This window comes from Streptomyces sp. NPDC059582, from assembly GCF_042735715.1.
Lineage (GTDB): Bacteria > Actinomycetota > Actinomycetes > Streptomycetales > Streptomycetaceae > Streptomyces.
Genome location: NZ_JBHWCC010000007.1, coordinates 189,098 through 205,594, shown reverse-complemented (window position 1 = coordinate 205,594; position 16,497 = coordinate 189,098). Strand labels below are relative to the sequence as shown.

21 protein-coding genes are annotated in these 16,497 nt (G+C 71.4%); 10 read left to right on the top strand and 11 right to left on the bottom strand.

Going from position 1 to position 16,497, the window contains the following annotated elements; all coding sequences use genetic code 11:
* Positions 1–12: 12 nt before the first annotated feature.
* The 3 genes from ACFV0T_RS09595 to ACFV0T_RS09585 all read left to right on the top strand — a co-directional run bounded on the left by ACFV0T_RS09595 (position 13) and on the right by ACFV0T_RS09585 (position 1,938).
* Positions 13–1,134: a family 2 encapsulin nanocompartment cargo protein polyprenyl transferase gene (locus ACFV0T_RS09595; RefSeq protein ID WP_385776294.1), complete on the top strand. Its 1,122-nt coding sequence runs from the start codon at positions 13–15 to the stop codon at positions 1,132–1,134.
* A 169-nt stretch (positions 1,135–1,303) separates the two neighbouring features.
* Positions 1,304–1,561: a hypothetical protein gene (locus tag ACFV0T_RS09590; protein ID WP_385776291.1), complete on the top strand. Its 258-nt coding sequence runs from the start codon at positions 1,304–1,306 to the stop codon at positions 1,559–1,561.
* A gap of 44 nt (positions 1,562–1,605) precedes the next feature.
* The gene (locus tag ACFV0T_RS09585; protein ID WP_385776289.1) at positions 1,606–1,938 is read left to right on the top strand and encodes a DUF952 domain-containing protein; all 333 of its coding nucleotides are present in this window, start codon (positions 1,606–1,608) and stop codon (positions 1,936–1,938) included.
* Positions 1,939–1,999: 61 nt separating this feature from the next.
* Here ACFV0T_RS09585 and ACFV0T_RS09580 read toward each other — a convergent pair whose 3' ends face one another.
* The 4 genes from ACFV0T_RS09580 to sodN all read right to left on the bottom strand — a co-directional run bounded on the left by ACFV0T_RS09580 (position 2,000) and on the right by sodN (position 4,196).
* Positions 2,000–2,746, bottom strand: coding sequence for a VOC family protein (locus tag ACFV0T_RS09580; RefSeq protein ID WP_385776328.1), 747 nt, complete (start codon positions 2,744–2,746; stop codon positions 2,000–2,002).
* A 40-nt stretch (positions 2,747–2,786) separates the two neighbouring features.
* Positions 2,787–3,203 carry a VOC family protein gene (locus ACFV0T_RS09575; RefSeq protein ID WP_385776288.1) on the bottom strand — a complete coding sequence of 139 codons (417 nt, stop codon included), beginning with the start codon at positions 3,201–3,203 and terminating at the stop codon, positions 2,787–2,789.
* Between the two features lie 10 nt (positions 3,204–3,213).
* Positions 3,214–3,606, bottom strand: a complete 393-nt coding sequence (locus ACFV0T_RS09570; RefSeq protein ID WP_385776286.1) for a helix-turn-helix transcriptional regulator — start codon at positions 3,604–3,606, stop codon at positions 3,214–3,216.
* Positions 3,607–3,800: 194 nt separating this feature from the next.
* Positions 3,801–4,196 carry a superoxide dismutase, Ni gene (gene sodN / locus ACFV0T_RS09565; RefSeq protein WP_356142172.1) on the bottom strand — a complete coding sequence of 132 codons (396 nt, stop codon included), beginning with the start codon at positions 4,194–4,196 and terminating at the stop codon, positions 3,801–3,803.
* A 145-nt stretch (positions 4,197–4,341) separates the two neighbouring features.
* On the opposite strand from sodN, the gene sodX reads away from it, so the two are divergent.
* Complete coding sequence (gene sodX / locus ACFV0T_RS09560) at positions 4,342–4,776, top strand: nickel-type superoxide dismutase maturation protease (RefSeq protein WP_385776283.1); 435 nt, start codon at positions 4,342–4,344, stop codon at positions 4,774–4,776.
* Here the strand turns inward: sodX and ACFV0T_RS09555 are convergent.
* Positions 4,680–5,309: a CGNR zinc finger domain-containing protein gene (locus ACFV0T_RS09555; RefSeq protein ID WP_385776281.1), complete on the bottom strand. Its 630-nt coding sequence runs from the start codon at positions 5,307–5,309 to the stop codon at positions 4,680–4,682. The two genes, sodX and ACFV0T_RS09555, sit on opposite strands and share 97 nt — an antisense overlap.
* A 100-nt stretch (positions 5,310–5,409) precedes the next feature.
* Here ACFV0T_RS09555 and ACFV0T_RS09550 point away from each other — a divergent pair, with 100 nt between their 5' ends.
* The gene (locus ACFV0T_RS09550; RefSeq protein WP_385776279.1) at positions 5,410–6,180 is read left to right on the top strand and encodes a class I SAM-dependent methyltransferase; all 771 of its coding nucleotides are present in this window, start codon (positions 5,410–5,412) and stop codon (positions 6,178–6,180) included.
* Between the two features lie 77 nt (positions 6,181–6,257).
* Here ACFV0T_RS09550 and ACFV0T_RS09545 read toward each other — a convergent pair whose 3' ends face one another.
* From ACFV0T_RS09545 to ACFV0T_RS09535, 3 genes are read right to left on the bottom strand one after another with little or no spacing between them, the layout of a single operon-like run.
* Complete coding sequence (locus tag ACFV0T_RS09545) at positions 6,258–7,064, bottom strand: amino acid ABC transporter ATP-binding protein (RefSeq protein WP_385776277.1); 807 nt, start codon at positions 7,062–7,064, stop codon at positions 6,258–6,260.
* Positions 7,061–7,999 carry an amino acid ABC transporter permease gene (locus ACFV0T_RS09540; RefSeq protein WP_385776274.1) on the bottom strand — a complete coding sequence of 313 codons (939 nt, stop codon included), beginning with the start codon at positions 7,997–7,999 and terminating at the stop codon, positions 7,061–7,063. The genes ACFV0T_RS09545 and ACFV0T_RS09540 overlap by 4 nt, the downstream gene beginning before the upstream one ends.
* Positions 8,000–8,029: 30 nt before the next feature.
* Positions 8,030–8,992 (bottom strand): ABC transporter substrate-binding protein, encoded by a 963-nt coding sequence (locus ACFV0T_RS09535; protein ID WP_385776271.1) that lies wholly within the window; start codon positions 8,990–8,992, stop codon positions 8,030–8,032.
* A 561-nt stretch (positions 8,993–9,553) separates the two neighbouring features.
* Between ACFV0T_RS09535 and ACFV0T_RS09530 the strand changes: the two genes are divergently transcribed.
* The 4 genes from ACFV0T_RS09530 to ACFV0T_RS09515 all read left to right on the top strand — a co-directional run bounded on the left by ACFV0T_RS09530 (position 9,554) and on the right by ACFV0T_RS09515 (position 12,879).
* Entirely contained in the window at positions 9,554–10,777 is a 1,224-nt protein-coding gene (locus tag ACFV0T_RS09530; protein WP_385776269.1) for an NADP-dependent malic enzyme, read from the top strand.
* 163 nt (positions 10,778–10,940) lie between these two features.
* On the top strand, positions 10,941–11,906 hold the full coding sequence (locus tag ACFV0T_RS09525; protein WP_385776267.1) for a zinc-binding dehydrogenase: 966 nt from the start codon (positions 10,941–10,943) through the stop codon (positions 11,904–11,906).
* Positions 11,907–12,061: 155 nt separating this feature from the next.
* Positions 12,062–12,271, top strand: coding sequence for a helix-turn-helix domain-containing protein (locus ACFV0T_RS09520; RefSeq protein WP_351144637.1), 210 nt, complete (start codon positions 12,062–12,064; stop codon positions 12,269–12,271).
* Positions 12,271–12,879 carry a Clp protease N-terminal domain-containing protein gene (locus ACFV0T_RS09515; protein ID WP_385776264.1) on the top strand — a complete coding sequence of 203 codons (609 nt, stop codon included), beginning with the start codon at positions 12,271–12,273 and terminating at the stop codon, positions 12,877–12,879. Before ACFV0T_RS09520 ends, ACFV0T_RS09515 begins: the two co-directional genes overlap by 1 nt.
* Positions 12,880–12,924: 45 nt before the next feature.
* Here the strand turns inward: ACFV0T_RS09515 and ACFV0T_RS09510 are convergent, their stop codons facing one another.
* Both ACFV0T_RS09510 and ACFV0T_RS09505 read right to left on the bottom strand, forming a co-directional pair.
* Positions 12,925–13,998, bottom strand: coding sequence for a helix-turn-helix transcriptional regulator (locus ACFV0T_RS09510; RefSeq protein ID WP_385776262.1), 1,074 nt, complete (start codon positions 13,996–13,998; stop codon positions 12,925–12,927).
* Between the two features lies 1 nt (position 13,999).
* Complete coding sequence (locus ACFV0T_RS09505) at positions 14,000–14,959, bottom strand: DUF4097 domain-containing protein (protein WP_385776260.1); 960 nt, start codon at positions 14,957–14,959, stop codon at positions 14,000–14,002.
* Between the two features lie 221 nt (positions 14,960–15,180).
* Here ACFV0T_RS09505 and ACFV0T_RS09500 point away from each other — a divergent pair, with 221 nt between their 5' ends.
* Positions 15,181–16,044, top strand: coding sequence for a hypothetical protein (locus ACFV0T_RS09500; protein ID WP_385776258.1), 864 nt, complete (start codon positions 15,181–15,183; stop codon positions 16,042–16,044).
* Positions 16,045–16,250: 206 nt separating this feature from the next.
* On the opposite strand, the gene ACFV0T_RS09495 is transcribed toward ACFV0T_RS09500, so the two are convergent.
* Positions 16,251–16,436 (bottom strand): DUF6104 family protein, encoded by a 186-nt coding sequence (locus ACFV0T_RS09495; protein WP_010061466.1) that lies wholly within the window; start codon positions 16,434–16,436, stop codon positions 16,251–16,253.
* Between the last annotated feature and the right edge of the window lie 61 nt (positions 16,437–16,497).

The window sequence follows — 16,497 nt, the reverse complement described above, 5'->3', positions numbered from 1 at the left end:
GAGGGGGAGGCCATGACCGAGTCCACGACACGGCGGAGAACCGAGACGTTCGAAAGGCGGACGCCCATCGCGATCCCCAGGGCCGGCCGGTCCGTCTCGTCCGACGGGCAGGAGGCGGCGGCGATCCTGGAGCGTGCACGGTCCTCGGTCGACCCCGAACTGCGCGCGGCACTCGACTCGCTGCCCGGCTCCATGCGCCGGATCGCGCTCTACCACTTCGGCTGGGAGCACGCGGACGGCACACCGGCGGCGGCCCACGCGGGCAAGGCGATACGTCCCGCGCTCGTGCTCACCGCGGCCGCCGCGCTCGGCGGCCCGGCCGCACGGGCGAGAGCGGTACGGGCGGCCGCCGCGGTGGAGCTGATCCACAATTTCACGCTGCTGCACGACGACGTGATGGACCGCGACACCACGCGTCGGCACCGGCCCACCGCCTGGACGGTGTTCGGCGACGCCGACGCCATCCTCGCCGGGGACGCCCTTCAGGCACTGGCCCTCGGGCTGCTCGCCGAGGATCCGTATCCGGCGTCCGGGACGGCCGTCGCCCGGCTCACGGCCTGCGTGGTCGAACTGTGCGCCGGCCAGCAGGCGGACACGGCCCTGGAGCGGCGCGCTCCCGCCGAGGTCACCCTCGACGAGGTGCTCGCCATGGCCGAGGCCAAGACGGGCGCGCTCCTGGGGTGCGCCTGCGCCATCGGCGCGCTCTACGCCGGAGCGGCCGACGACGACGTCGAGGCGCTGGACCTGTTCGGCCGCGAGGCCGGGCTCGCCTTCCAGCTCATCGACGACGTGATCGGCATCTGGGGCGACCCGCACCGCACCGGCAAGCCGGCCGGCGCGGACCTGGCCGCCCGCAAGAAGTCGCTGCCGGTGGTCGCCGCGCTGGCCTCCGGTACACCGGCCGCCGCCGAACTGGCCGAGCTGTACGAGATGCCGTACGACAAGGAGGACACCAAGGGGACAGCGCGTACCGCGCTCGCCGTGGAGCGGGCCGGCGGGCGGGACTGGGCGCAGGCGCAGGCCGCCGACCGGATGTCCCGGGCGATGGGCGAGCTGGCCCGCGCGATCCCCGAACCCGAGTCGGCGGGCGGCCTGCTCGCCCTGGCCGAGTACGTGACCCGGCGCAGCAGCTGAGCGCCGGCCCGGAGAACCCCGGAGCACCGGGACCGTGCGGCTCCTGACCCCGCACGGTCCCCGGAGGCTCCGGCCCGCGGGTCCCGCACTTCCCCACGGTGTGCGGGGCCCGCTGTCATGCCCGGTCCGCAGCAAGCGCCGGGCGCGCGCCCGGCCTACCCTTGAGGACATGGACAGCGACGCAGCCGTCTGCCCCGACTGTGGACAGGCCGTCGAGACCGTCGTCGTACGGCGGCACAAGACGCTGGGGGCCTGGGTACCGGTGTGGGGTCCCGGATCGTGCCGGAACGCCGACTGCGGGGCGTACACCCCCGGTGGAGGCCCGGTTCCGGTCAAGGAAGCCCAGCCTCTGGGGACCGCCTCCGCCCCCGGCGAGAGCACCCCGAACCTGTCGGCCCGAGCGAACCCGTCGGCCGGAGAGACCTGAACCCGGCGGCCGGAGCGGCCCCGGCCGGGGGCTAGCGTGACCCCATGTCCGAAGACCCGTACCTCCTGCACATCACCGAACGCCGTCTGTGGGACGCCGCCCGCGCGGTCGGCGCGTACGAGATGTCGACCCGTGGCCGCACCCTCGCCGAGGAGGGCTTCATCCACTGCTCGACCCGCGCCCAGCTCCCGCGGGTGGCGGACTTCCTGTACGGCGCCCCCGGCGCCCCCACCGACCTGGTGGTCCTCGTCGTGGACCCGGCCCGGCTCGGCGTACCGGTGAAGTACGAGGCACCGCGGCCCGGCGGCGAGGAGTTCCCGCACGTGTACGGGCCGATCCCGGTGGACGCCGTGGTGGACGTGGAGGTCTGGGAGTGACGGAACCGGGCGGCCGCCGCAGCCGGTCACGGCGGTCTCCGACGCCGATCCGTCTGCACGCCTAACCGCCCGAGTGCCGCGGCAGGCCGCCCGTCAGCGGGTCGCGGCCCGTGAGGCAGTACGTGCCGCCCGCCGGGTCCCGCATCACCGTCCAGTGGCGGCCGTGGGACACGGGCACCGCGCCCAGCCGCTCGTGCTCGGCGCGGGTCGCCTCGATGTCCGCGCAGGCCAGGTCCAGATGGGCGGAGGCGGGGCGTTCCTCGTCCAGCCGCTGGAGGAGGATGCGCACCGGCAGCCCCACGGGCGGCCTGACCACGTGGAACTCGGGGAGCGAGCCGGGCAGCGCGTCCCAGTCGGTCAGCAGGGCGCCCCAGAAGGCGACTTCGGCGTCGTACGCGGACGGCGGGACGTCGACGCAGACCTGGTCGAGGCGGCTGCCCCGCACCACGGGAGGCCGTACCGCCTCACCGTGCCACGGCACGGCGCAGAACACCTGCCCGCCGGGCGAGCGCAGGACCGCCCAGCCCTCGTGCTCGGCCACCGTCTCCGCCCCGAGCCGCAGCGCCCCCTTCACGAACCCCGGCACGTTCTCGACGGCGAGGTCGAGGTGGGCGCCGCCCTCGCCCGCCGTGACCCCCTGGGCCTTCACGCAGGGGTCGGCCCCGTCCGGCAGCAGGGTCACGAACTCGTCCCGGTCGCCCCGCAGTTCCGACAGCTGGGTGTCCGTGACAGCGGTCCAGAAGGCGCATGCCCGATCGAGATGCGCGGTGGGCCGGTCCACGAAGGCGTACGTCCAGCGGATGCTCATGCTCATGACGTGATCGTAGGCAACCGCCGTCCGGCCGTGGTCAGTCCCGCGGCCGCTCGATGAACCGCAGCAGGTTGCCCGCCGGATCGCGGAACGCGCAGTCGCGCACCCCGTACGGCTGGTCCATGGGCTCCTGGAGAACCTCGACGCCGGCCTCCTGCACGCGCTCGCAGAGGGCCTCGCAGTCGACGGTGGTGAAGATGACCCCGCGCAGCATGCCCTTGGCCAGCAGCCGGGCCATGGTCTCCTTGTCGGCGGGGGAGGCGTCCGGATTCGCGCCCGGCGGCTCCAGCACGATCTCCACGTCCGGCTGGAGCGGCGAGCCGATGGTCACCCACCGCATGTTCTCGAAGCCGACGTCGTTGCGGACCTCCATGCCCAGGACGTCACGGTAGAAGGCGAGCGCCTTGTCGTGGTCGTCGACGGCGAGGAAGCACTGCTTGAGTTTCAGGTCCATGGCCTCGAACCTAAGGTCGTCTGGGGCGGGTGAAGGTGCGCGCCACGCACGGCGGGATCTGCGCGCCGCTCTCGTGCGAGCGGGCCCGGTACGTGCTCGGGGTCTCGCCGACCAGTTCCGTGAACCGGGAGCTGAAGGACCCCAGAGACGTGCAGCCGACCGCTAGGCACACCTCGGTCACGGTGAGGTCGCCGCGGCGCAGCAGGGTCTTGGCGCGTTCGATGCGGCGGGTCATGAGGTAGGCGTAGGGCGTCTCGCCGTACGCCTCCCGGAAGCTGCGCTGGAAGTGCCCGGGGGACATCAGCGCGGTGCGGGCGAGCGCGCCCACGTCGAGCGGCTCGGCGTACTCACGGTCCATGCGGTCACGCGCCTGCCGCAGCCGTACCAGATCCTCCAGACCCACCACACCAGCATGGCACAGCCCCCCGCCCGACCGGCCGGGCGCGGGGGCGGTCGGGCGGGCACCGGACACCGCCCGGACAGCACCGCACCCGATCCGTCCCGGACACCGGACATGGTGCCCCGGGTGGACCGGGTGCGGTGCGGCAGACGCCGCGATCAAGGAGGTCGCGGGTCGAAGGGGCGCCTGATCGAGGATCAGGCCTTCTTCGTCTCCCAGAAGATCCTGTCGATCTCGGCGATGAGCTCGAGCGCCTTCTCGCCGGTCTTCGGGTCCGTCGAGGCCTTGGCGGCCGACAGGGCCTTGAGGGTGTCGTTGACCAGCTGGTGCAGCTGGGGGTACTTCTCGAAGTGCGGGGGCTTGAAGTAGTCGCTCCACAGCACGGACACGTGGTGCTTCGCGAGCTCGGCGCGCTGCTCCTTGATGACCGTGGCGCGGGCCTGGAAGTGCGGGTCGTCGTTGGCGGCCATCTTCTCCTGGACAGCCTTCACCGACTCCGCCTCGATGCGGGCCTGGGCCGGGTCGTACACACCGCAGGGCAGGTCGCAGTGCGCGCTGACCTTCACCTTGGGGGCAAACAGGCGGGAAAGCATGGAGCGTTCCTTCCTCGTGATCGTCTTCTCAGGTGGGACATTACTCCCTGGCGGACGGGTTTTCGCGAGTGCCCCCATGGGCTTAGGACAAAAGTCCGGGGTCAGACTGAGACTGGTGGAGGATGAACCGGGGAGGTGCCGGGTGATGCCGGAGCTGTCGCAGGAGACCGAGCGCGGGAGGACGGGCCAGCCCTTCGGGGTGGCCGAGGTGACCGGGCCGTCGATGGTGCCGACGCTGTATCACGGGGATGTGCTGGTGGTGCAGCACCGGGGCCGGATCAGGCCCGGTGACATCGTGGTTCTACGCCATCCGTTCCAACAGGACCTGCTCGTCGTCAAGCGCGCCGCGGAGCGCCGCGAGGGCGGCTGGTGGGTGCTGGGCGACAACCCGTACGCGGGCGGCGACAGCACGGACTACGGGGCCGTGCCCGACGAACTGGTCCTGGGCCGGGCCCGGCTGCGGTTCAGGCCGCGCAAACCCGATCAGCGTTCGCCGCTCGCACTGGTGCGCTGGGCGCTCTCGGCGGCCAGGCCCGTCCTCTCCGACCGGTCGGCCTCCAGGCGTTTGCGGGCACGGTAGGCGGCCACGTTGGCGCGGGTCGCGCAGCGGTCGGAGCAGTAGCGCCGGGAGCGGTTGGTCGAGGTGTCCAGGTAGGCGTTGCGGCAGGGGACCGCCTCGCACAGCCCGAGGCGGTCGACGCCGTACTCGGTGAGGTGGAAGGCGAGCCCCATCGCGGCGATGGCGGCGTAGCCCGCAGTCGCGTTCGACGGGTGGTCCGCCAGGTGCATGTGCCACAGCGGGCGGCCGTCGTCGTCGCGGAAGTCGTGCCCGGAGATCTGAGGACTCACCGGGAACTCCAGGAGCAGCGAGTTCAGCAGGTCCACGGCGAGGGTCTCGTCGCCCGTGTCCGCCGCCTCGAAGACCGCGCGCAGCCGGCCGCGCACCGAGCGGAAGCGCGTGACGTCGGCGTCGGTGGCGCGGCGGCCCGCCGACTGGTTGACGCCGAAGAGGTCGCGGACGGCCTCGACCGAGGTCAGCGAGTCCTTGCCCCGGGCCGGTTCCTCGCTGTTGACGAGACGCACGGCGTAGTCCGAGTAATAGGCCAGTTCCACTTGTAGTCCTTACGAGGGCGCTCTATGGTCGTGTCTGCGATCGGGTAACAGCCGGTCAAGCTTTCAGGGTATTACGTTGCGGTGCGCGGTGGAGGGTGCGATGACGGACGCGGACACGACTACGACCGGTGCCGACTGGCCGGCCTGGCAGGAGAGCTGGGACCGGCAGCAGGAGTGGTACATGCCCGACCGGGAGGAACGCTTCCGGATCATGCTCGACATGGTCGAGGCGCTCGTCGGCACCACACCGCGCGTGCTCGACCTGGCCTGCGGCACGGGCAGCATCACCGCCCGGCTGCTCACCCGCTTCCCCGGAGCCACCAGCACCGGCGTCGACCTCGACCCGGCGCTGCTCGCCATCGCCGAGGGCACCTTCGCGGGCGACGAACGGGTCCGCCTCGTCACGGCCGACCTGAAGGACCCGGACTGGCCGGCGAAGCTGCCGTACGACTCGTACGACGCCGTACTGACCGCCACCGCCCTCCACTGGCTGCACAGCGAACCCCTCGCGGCCCTCTACGGTCAGGTCGCGGAACTCGTCCGCGACGGCGGTGTCTTCATGAACGCGGACCACATGATCGACGAGAGCACGCCCCGAATCAACGCGGCCGAGCGCGCGCGGCGTCACATCCGTATGGATCAGGCCAGGAACTCCGGTGCCCTCGACTGGGCCGAGTGGTGGCAGCTGGCCGGCCGGGACCCGGTCCTCGCCGGGCCGACCGCCCGCCGCTTCGAGATCTACGGCGAACACGCCGACGGAGAGATGCCGTCCCCCCAGTGGCACGCGCGCGTGCTGCGCGAGCAGGGCTTCGGCGAGGCCCGCCCCGTGTGGTGCTCCCCGTCGGACACCCTGCTGCTCGCGCTCAAGTAGGCCACCGAGGGCGCCCGTGGCGGCGCATGCGTGAGGGGCGGTACGAGGATCTCGTACCGCCCCTCAACCGCGTACCGTCAGAGCACCTTGGACAGGAACGCCTGGGTCCGCTCGTGTTGCGGGTTCGTCAGCACCTCGCGCGGATTGCCGGACTCGACCACCACGCCGCCGTCCATGAAGACCAGGCTGTCGCCCACCTCACGGGCGAAGCCCATCTCGTGGGTGACGACGACCATTGTCATGCCGGACTCGGCGAGGTCGCGCATGACGTCCAGGACGTCGCCGACCAGCTCCGGGTCCAGGGCCGAGGTCGGCTCGTCGAAGAGCATCAGCTTCGGGTCCATCGCCAGCGCCCGGGCGATGGCCACACGCTGCTGCTGGCCGCCGGAGAGCTGCGAGGGGTAGTTCCCGGCCTTGTCGGCCAGGCCCACCCGCTCCAGGAGCTGCGCCGCGCGCTCCCTGGCCTGGCCCTTGCCGACGCCCTTGACCTGGACGGGCGCCTCCATGACGTTCTCGAGGGCCGTCATGTGCGGGAACAGGTTGAAGCGCTGGAAGACCATGCCGATGTCCCGGCGCTTCAGCGCGACCTCGCTGTCCTTGAGCTCGTACAGCTTGTCGCCCTTCTGGCGGTAGCCGACCAGCTCGCCGTCGACGTACAGCCGCCCGGCGTTGACCTTCTCGAGGTGGTTGATGCACCGCAGGAAGGTCGACTTGCCGGAGCCGGAGGGGCCGATGAGGCAGAACACCTCGCCGGTCTTCACCTCCAGGTCGATGCCCTTGAGGACCTCGACGTGACCGAAGGACTTGTGGACGCCCTCGGACTTGACCATGGTGGCGCCGGAGGGCTGCACAGGTGTGTCCGCCTTGCTCGGGTTCTCGGTCATGCCGTCGTGCCTCCCCTCGGCCGGCCCAGCGACAGCATGTTGGCCCGGACCTTCTGGAACACCGTCGGCGGCAGCTGACGGCTGGAGCCCCGGGCGTAGTAACGCTCCAGGTAGTACTGACCCACGCTGAAGACCGAGGTCAGCAGCAGGTACCAGGCCGCCGCCAGGAACAGCATCTCGGCGGGGGCACCGGAGGTCTGCCCGATGTCCTGGGCGACGCGGAACAACTCGGAGTACTGGACGACCGACACCAGCGAGGTCGTCTTCAGCATGTTGATGACCTCGTTGCCCGTCGGCGGCACGATCACGCGCATCGCCTGAGGGATGACGATCCGGCGCAGCGTCCGGGCGTGGCTCATGCCCAGCGCGTGCGCGGCCTCGGTCTGGCCCTCGTCGACCGCGAGAAGACCGGCGCGGCAGATCTCGGCCATGTACGCGGCCTCGTTCAGGCCCAGGCCGAGCAGCGCGGTCAGGAACGGGGTCATGAAGTCCGACCACTGGTCCTTGTAGACCGGACCGAGGTTGATGTACTCGAAGACCAGGCCCAGGTTGAACCAGACCACGAGTTGCACCAGGACCGGGGTGCCGCGGAAGAACCAGATGTAGAACCACGCGATGGACGAGGTCACCGGGTTCTTCGACAGGCGCATCACGGCCAGCAGGATGCCGCCGACGATGCCGATCGTCATGGACAGGACCGTCAGCAGGAGCGTCTTGCCCACGCCGGTCAGGACCCGGCCGTCGAAGAAGTAGTCCGGGATCGCTCCCCAGTTGATCTTGCCCTGGGAGAACGCGTAGACGACCCCCGCCAGCAGGGCGAGCGCGACGACGGCGGAGACGTACCGCCCGTAGTGACGGACCGGGATGGCCTTGATGGCCTCCGGGCCGGCCGGCGGGGTGTCCGCCGGCCCGTCCGTCTTGATGTCAACAGTCACGGGTGTTGCCTTTCAGCGGCAGCGGCGAGGTCACTTGCCGCCGTTGACGGCGGCAGAGGTGACAGCGCCGTCGTCGACGCCCCACTTCTTGATGATCTTGCCGTACTCGCCGTTCTTGATGATGGCGTCCAGTGCGGCCTGGAGCGCGTCGCGCAGCTGGGTGTTGCTCTTGGCGACCGCGATGCCGTACGGGGCGGCCTCGACCTGGTCGCCGACGATCTGGAAGTCGTTTCCGCCGCCGGAGGTCTTCACGGCGTACGCGGCGACCGGGAAGTCGGAGGAACCGGCGTCGGCGCCGCCCGCGCGCAGGCGGGTCTGGGCCTGCTGGTCGTTGTCGAAGGCCTGGATGGCGATGGTCTTGCCGCCCGCGCACTTCTTCGACTCGGCCTTGGCGAGGTCCTCGGAGACCGTGCCGCGCTGCACCACGAGCTTCTTGCCGCACAGGTCCGACCAGGACTTGATGCCCTGGTCCTTGCCCTTCGGCGTGTAGATCGAGACACCGGCGGTGAAGTAGTCGACGAAGTCGACGCCCTCGCCGACCTTCTTGCCGGTGTCGGAGTCGACACCGTCCTGACGGTCCTTGGTGTCGGTCATGGCCGACATGGCCATGTCGTAGCGCTTGGAGCGCAGACCGGTGATCAGGGTGTCGAAGGTGCCGTTCTGGAAGTCGAACTTCACACCGAGCTGCTTGCCCATCGCGTCGGCGAGGTCGGGGTCGATGCCGACCGTCTTGCCCGAGCTGTCCTTGAACTCGACCGGCGCGTACGCGATGTCCGAGCCGACCTTGATGACGCCGGCGTCGCGGACCGACTGGGGCAGCTTGTCCGCCAGCGGAGCCGAGCTCGTGGAGGCGGATTCGCTGCTTCCGGAGCCGCTGTCCTTGGTCTGGTCACCGCAGCCGGTGAGCAGCAGGGCGCCGGCGACCGCGATCGCACCGACCGCTGCTAGCCGGGTGTGCGCGGCGGTCGTACGACGGGTGGAGCTTGCGGTCATGGTGGATTCCTCCGGCGGATGGGTGGAGATGCCGATGGGTCGACGAGAACACACACCTTCGGGTGTCGCGACCTCGTGTGATTAGGGCATCCTGCCATTCGGACTCAGTCATTCAGGTGACTCGCTATGTCAAAATCGGATAACGGGCGACCCCCGAACCCGACCAGCTCGGACATCACGACCGGACCTTCTACGGGAATCTCTCGTTCCGGCCGGAGGATCTCCGGTGCGGCCCGCGATGCGACGGCCGCCGGCGAAGCTGTTGCGCGTACTTGATCCTTCGTCGAGCCTTTGTCCAGGACTTGTCCTCATATCCGGTCATGAGTCATCTCACTGGCCCGTGACCACGTGTGACCTTCGCGGTATGGACTCGTCCCCGGCAGCGTCCGTCCGGTAAGAAGGGTCTTTACACCCCTCATCCGGGGCTCAGGGCGCGTGTGCGGCGCGCCCGACGCGTATGTGCCCGTACGCATCACCTGACTGGGCCGTGCGCGATGCCCGCCCACCCCTCACCAGGAGTGGCCACCCTCAAAACCATGAACACTTAAGGGGTAAGACAAAGTGGCAGCGGAGATCGTCAATCCTCGCAGCGAAAACAGTGCGGACCAGGAGGGCGGTGCGGAGCCCCTCGATTCCTTCGACCCCGCGTTCGCCCTGCACCGCGGCGGCAAGATGGCCGTGCAGGCCACCGTGCCGATCCGGGACAAGGACGACCTGTCCCTCGCGTACACCCCCGGCGTCGCTCGCGTGTGCACCGCGATCGCGGAGAAGCCGGAACTGGTCCACGACTACACATGGAAGTCGTCCGTGGTCGCCGTCGTGACGGACGGTACGGCCGTGCTCGGCCTCGGGGACATCGGTCCCGAGGCCTCCCTCCCGGTGATGGAGGGCAAGGCGATCCTGTTCAAGCAGTTCGGCGGGGTGGACGCGGTTCCGATCGCGCTCGCCTGCACGGACGTGGACGAGATCATCGAGACCGTGGTGCGCCTCGCGCCGTCCTTCGGCGGGGTCAACCTGGAGGACATCTCGGCGCCCCGGTGCTTCGAGATCGAACGCCGGCTCCAGGAGCGCCTGGACATCCCGGTCTTCCACGACGACCAGCACGGTACGGCGGTCGTGACGCTGGCGGCGCTGCGCAACGCGGCGCGGCTGAGCGGCCGGGCGGTCGGGGACCTGCGGGCCGTCATCTCGGGCGCGGGCGCGGCAGGTGTCGCCATCGCCCGGATGCTGGTCGAGGCGGGCATCGGAGACGTCGCGGTCACGGACCGCAAGGGCGTCGTCTCCCGGGACCGCGAGGACCTGACGCCGGTCAAGCGCGAGCTGTCCGAGTTCACCAACAAGGCCGGGATCTCCGGGCCGCTGGAGGCCGCGCTGGACGGCGCCGACGTCTTCATCGGAGTCTCCGGCGGTACGGTCCCGGAGGCGGCGGTGGCCTCCATGGCGAAGGGCGCCTTCGTCTTCGCCATGGCCAACCCGAACCCCGAGGTGCACCCCGACGTGGCGCACAAGTACGCGGCGGTCGTCGCGACCGGGCGCTCGGACTTCCCGAACCAGATCAACAACGTGCTGGCGTTCCCGGGCATCTTCGCGGGCGCGCTCCAGGTGCGGGCCTCACGGATCACCGAAGGCATGAAGCTCGCGGCGGCCGAGGCGCTGGCGGCGGTCGTCGGCGACGACCTCGCTCCCGACTACGTCATCCCGTCGCCGTTCGACGAGCGGGTCGCCCCCGCGGTGACCGCCGCCGTCGCGGCGGCGGCGCGGGCGGAGGGCGTGGCCCGCCGCTGACGCGACGGCTTGTCGCCCGGTCTCACCGAACGGCCCCGTCGCTCGCGGCGGGGCCGTTCTTTCACTCGTTCGCCCCATGGGTGTGCCGTGTCCCGCGCAAGAGGGCGTGTGTCACAAGGCCGCCCGGTTCCGCCGGCCGCCGCCGGAACCTATCGTCGGCTTCATGTTCGCTGCCTACGCCGCCCGAATCGACCGTGACCAGCCGCTCTCCGGCCTGGAGTTGGGGGAGCGTCCGGCCCCCGAGGCCCGCCCCGGCTGGAGCGTCGTCGACGTCCGGGCCGCCTCCCTCAACCACCACGACCTCTGGTCCCTGCGGGGCGTCGGCCTGTCCGAGGACCGGCTGCCCATGATCCTCGGCTGCGACGCCGCCGGGGTCGACCAGGACGGCAACGAGGTCGTCCTGCACTCCGTGATCGGCCAGACCGGCCACGGCGTGGGCCCCGGGGAACCCCGGTCCATCCTGACCGAGCGCTACCAGGGCACCTTCGCCGAGCAGGTCGTCGTGCCCACCTGGAACGTCCTGCCCAAGCCCCGGGAGCTCTCCTTCGAGGAGGCCGCCTGTCTGCCGACCGCCTGGCTGACTGCCTACCGGATGCTCTTCACGAACGCGGGCGTACGCCCCGGTGACTCGGTGCTCGTCCAGGGCGCGGGCGGCGGGGTCGCCACCGCCGCCATCGTGCTGGGCAGGGCGGCCGGACTGCGGGTCTTCGCGACCAGCCGCGACGAGGCCAGGCGCAAGCGGGCCCTGGAGCTCGGCGCCGTGGAGGCGGTGGAGCCGGGCGCGCGGCTGCCGCAGCGGGTGGACGCCGTGATCGAGACCGTGGGCGCCGCCACCTGGTCGCACTCCGTGAAGTCGCTGCGGCCCGGCGGCACGCTCGTCATCTCCGGTGCGACCAGCGGGGACCGGCCCTCGCACGCCGAGCTGACCCGGATCTTCTTCCTCGAACTCAAGGTCGTCGGCTCGACGATGGGCACCCGGGACGAGCTGGAGGACCTGCTCTCCTTCTGCGCCGCCACCGGTGTGCGCCCCGTCATCGACGAGGTGCTCCCGCTCGACCGGGCCCGGGAGGGCTTCGAACGGCTCGAGTCGGGAGACCAGTTCGGCAAGATCGTGCTGACCGGCTCCTGATCTCCGCATCTCGCTCTCTCTCCATCTCCCCATTTCCCCATTTCCCCACCCGTCTCCCCACGTTCGCGCGTCGACGGCCGGCCCGGTCCCCGGGCCGGCCGTTTCGCATGTCAACTTCAGTTGACACTCCTCGCATGTCAACGTAAGTTGACGGCATGACCGAAGCAACGGATCTCGCCCAGCGAGCCGGCGACCGCGACCCGCGGATCGGACTGCGGGCCGTGGCCGCGCTGCGCAGGCTGCTGGAGCAGCTGGAGGCGGTACAGGTGCGCAGTGCGCGCAACCAGGGCTGGTCGTGGCAGGAGATCGCCGCGGAACTCGGAGTCAGCAGGCAGGCCGTGCACAAGAAGTACGGGAGGCAGTGATGTTCGAACGCTTCACCAAGGACGCCCGCGCGGTGGTGGTGGAGGCGGTGGCGCACGCGGAACGGGCGGGTGCGGAGCGGGTCGAGGAGACCCACGTCCTGCTCGCGCTCCTCGACCGCGAGGGCAGTCGCGGCTCGTTCGCGCTGGCCGCGCTCGGCCTGCCGCCGGGGCAGCGGGAGGAGGTCGTACGGGATCTGGGCGAGGCCCGCCGCCGGGGCGGACTCTCCCGTGCCGACGCCGACGCCCTGTCCGGGCTGGGGATCGACCTGACGGAGATCGTCTCCCGGATCGAGGAGGCGCACGGGGAGGGGGTGTTGGCGGAGGGGGGCCCGGCCGGGTCTCTCGCACGGCTGTCCGGGCGGCGGCTCTTCGACCGCGGGGCCAGGGAACTGCTCACCGAGTCGCTGCGCGTGACCCTCGGCCGTCGCGACCGGCGCATCGGCGACGAGCATCTGCTGCTCGCCCTCACGGCCCGCCCCGGCGTGCCCGCGGAGGTACTCGCCGATCACGGCGTGACCCATGAGTCGCTCAGCCGGGTGCTGTACGGCGCCGACTTCGGGGCAGGGCCCGGGTTCGGCTCCGGTTCCGGCGAGGCCAAGGCCGGCTGAGCGGGCGGGTGGGGACGGGCGCCCGGTCGGCGCCCGCCGCTCCTGTCACGCCTTCGGCGTGCGCAGTATCGCTCCGATGTGGGCCGCCGCCGTCGACAGCCGGCCGCGGGCGTCGCGGAGCTGTTCGGGGGTGACGCCGTGGTCGCGGGCCGCGTCCCGGATGTCGTCCCGGAAACGGTCGAGCAGCCGGTCCAGATCCCGGGCCGGATCGCCGGTGAGGTCCCCGTGGGCCCAGGACGGCTCGTACTCGGCCGGGAAGTCCTCCGGGGTGCGGGTGTACTCCGGCGGGGGAGCCGCCGTCTTCTCGGCGCCGGCGCGGCCGAAGCCGAAGTCCTTGCCGAACTCCTTCCCGAAGTCCTTCCCGAAATCACCGAACTCCTTGGCGAGTTCGGTCAGGCCCTCCCGTACGCCCGTCGGCCAGTCGCCCCGCGCGAAGTGGTCCTGCACCTGCTCCTGGACCCGCCGGGAGATGCGCTGCAACTCCTCCTGGGCCTGGGCGCGGGCCCGGTCCTGTGCCTCCTTGGCCTGACGCCTGGCCCGCTGGGCCTCGTCACGGGCCCGCCGGCTCTCGTCCTTGGCCCGCCGGGCCTGCTCCTTCCACTCCTGCTTGACGCGCCGCATCTCCTCCTTGGCGATGCGCCACGACTCCTTGTCGCCGAAGTCCGCGTGGTCACCGTGGCCCCCGCGGTCCGCGTAGTCGCCGAGGCTCCCCGGTCCCGCCGAGGTGTCGCGCCGGGCCTCCGACGCCGCGGCGCGCATCTCGCGGCGCAGATCGCCCGCCGCGCCGCGCACGTCGGCGCGGATCTCCGCGGCCAGTTCCGCGACCGACTCCCGGATCTCCAGTTCCAGATCGGCCAGTTCGCCGCTGCGGTCGGCCAACTCGGCGCGGCCCGCGTCGGTGATGGCGTACACCTTGCGGCCGCCCTCGGTGGTGTGGGTGACCAGGCCCTCCGCCTCCAGCTTGGACAGCCGGGGGTAGACCGTGCCCGCCGACGGGGCGTACAGCCCCTGGAAGCGCTCTTCGAGGAGGCGGATCACCTCGTAGCCGTGGCGTGGGGCCTCGTCCAGCAGCTTCAGCAGGTACAGGCGCAGGCGGCCATGGGCGAAGACGGGAGGCATGTCAGAGCACCTTCTTGTCGGTCGGGCCGTCGGCCGGGTCGCTGGTGGGGCCGGAATCGGAATTGTCCCCCGAGACGGCGGCCGGCCCGCTCGCCGGGCCGTCACCCGAAGGCGTGGGCCCCGCCTCCGTGTTCGTGTCCCACGGCTCCTCCTCGACCGCCGGCCGGCGCAGCAGGGCGATGGACCCGGACACCGTCGTCGCCTTCAGCCTGCCGTTGCCCGCACCGAGCCGGCCGGTGATCCGCTTGGCGCCCCACTGGCCGCCGACCCGCAGGTCCTCGAAGGCGTTGGAGACGGAGCCGCTCGCGGTGTTGGCCTCCACCTCCGCGTCCGCCGGGTGCGGCAGCCGGATGGCGATCTCACCCGAGACACTGGTCAGGCTGATCTCGGAGGGACTGCTCGTCGAATCGACGTCGACGATCATCGACCCGCTCACCGAGTCGGCCTTCACGGAGGACCCCGCGGCCTCGACCACGGTCAGGTCGCCCGAGACGGAGTGGAAGTGGAGGTCCCCGGTGAGGGCCTGGGCCTCCACGCTGCCCGATACGGTGTCCGCGCGGACCGGGCCCGCGAGCCCCACCAGCGTGGTGTCCCCGGTGACCCCCTTCACCTCGACGCGCCCGTCGATGCCGGAGACCACGGCCGCGGCACCGACGACACCCACCTCGACGCGCGTCCGCGCCGGCACCGCCAGCGAGACGACGGCGCTGCGCCGCCAGCCCTTGCGGTCTAGCCACTTCAGGAAGCCCTTCCAGGGCAGGTCTTCGTACGCCACCGTCAGCGTGCCGTCCTGCTGGGTCACGATCAGGGGCGGTCCCTCGATCGCGGAGATTTCCAGGCGGGCGGAACCTTCGTCCGTCCCCACGACGTTCACCGTTCCGTTGACGACGCGCACGTGCAGCTCGCTCACCGGCTCGTCGAAGGTGAGCTTCCTCGGCTCTGCGACGGACCACTCGGACATGGTGCGGACCTCCAGGAAGGATCAGGGCGGGTCAGGACGGCTCATGGGGGCGTGGGCGGCGCGACATCCGCGACACGACGTGGACGACACATCGCGACCGAGGGGACGCGCCATATCGCGTCTTCTTCAAAACACGATATATCGCGGACGTCGAAAGTCAATACACCCGTTCTGCCGATCAGCGGTCACTCGGAGCTGACACATGGTCCTAGCGTGTGACCATGCCGACGGAAGATTCCCGGACGGGCCCCCGACCAGAAGGCCGTGCCGCCCCCGGCGCCCTGCTGCTCTGCCGGGCCGGCCCCGACTCCGTCGCCCGGGCCGCGCACCCGCTGCGCGACCGGATGCTGCTCACCGGGGCCGGCGGGGAGTGGAGCGTCCTCGTCCCCGAGGGCAGGCCGTGGCGCAATGGCGACGACCCGGTCGAACGGGTCGTCGCCGGCTGGGCCGCCGCTCTCGCCGTCGGCGCCCCCTGGCCCGTACTGGCCCTGTGGTGGGACGCCGACCGGGCCGGCTGCACCCTCGCCGCCGGATTCCGACGCCCTGTCGGCTGTACCTGGCTCGCGGACGGCACCCCGGTCGGCGAGGACGAGGCCATGCGTACGTTCGCCGCCCGGCTGGGCCCGGAAACGGTCCTCGACCTCCGGGCCCTGGACGCCCTGACCAGGCCCGACCCCGCGACCGACGCCCGCGCGCGGATGCGCGGACTACTGGCGGTCCTCACGCGCGGGGGAGTCGCCCTGCCGCCCGGTCTCACGCCCGGCGAGCCCACCGAACGCCTCCGGGAGGCCGTCCGGGCCCGCCCCGACGCACGGCAGACCGACGTTCCGTACCCACGCGAGACGGTCCGCGCGGAACTCGACGCCGTGGAGACCAGGATCGAGACCGGCCCGCTCGGCCCCTGGCTGCCCTGGGCGGGCACACCCCCCGCCCGCGTCCTCGCCGTCGCCCAGGTGACCGCCGGCCTGCCGGCCGTGCTGTGGGGTGTACGGCGCGGCAGCGGCGGCTGGGTCACGGCGGGGACGCTGCTCCTGGCGCACGGGGCGCTGGGCCTGCTGTACGACCTGGGCCGGCCACGCGACTGACCGGCACGCCGTAGCAACCGCTACTTACCGGCACGTGAGAAACGCGACCGGCCGACGGCACAAGCGAACGCGACGGACCGGCGCGGTGGAAAGGGGCGTCGAAACCGCACCCCGCGCGGCGCGCGCAGCTGGCGGGTCCTGGAAGAACGGACGTCCTGGAAGAACGGACGTCCTGGAAGAACGGACGTCCTGGGCGAACGGACGTCCTACTCGTCCTCGTCGTCCTCGTCGTCCAGCCGCGCCAGCCACGTCGCCAGCCGCTCGACCGGCACCTCGAAGTCCGGGTTGAGGTCGACGAACGTGCGCAGCTGCTCGGCGAGCCACTCGAAGGTGACCTCCTCCTCGCCGCGCCGCTTTTCGAGCTCCTCGATGCCGCGGTCGGTGAAGTACACGAATGCTCCGCAAAGAAGTGGGTGTCAACGAACCCCTCCAGGCTATCCCGCCTGGTCGGGC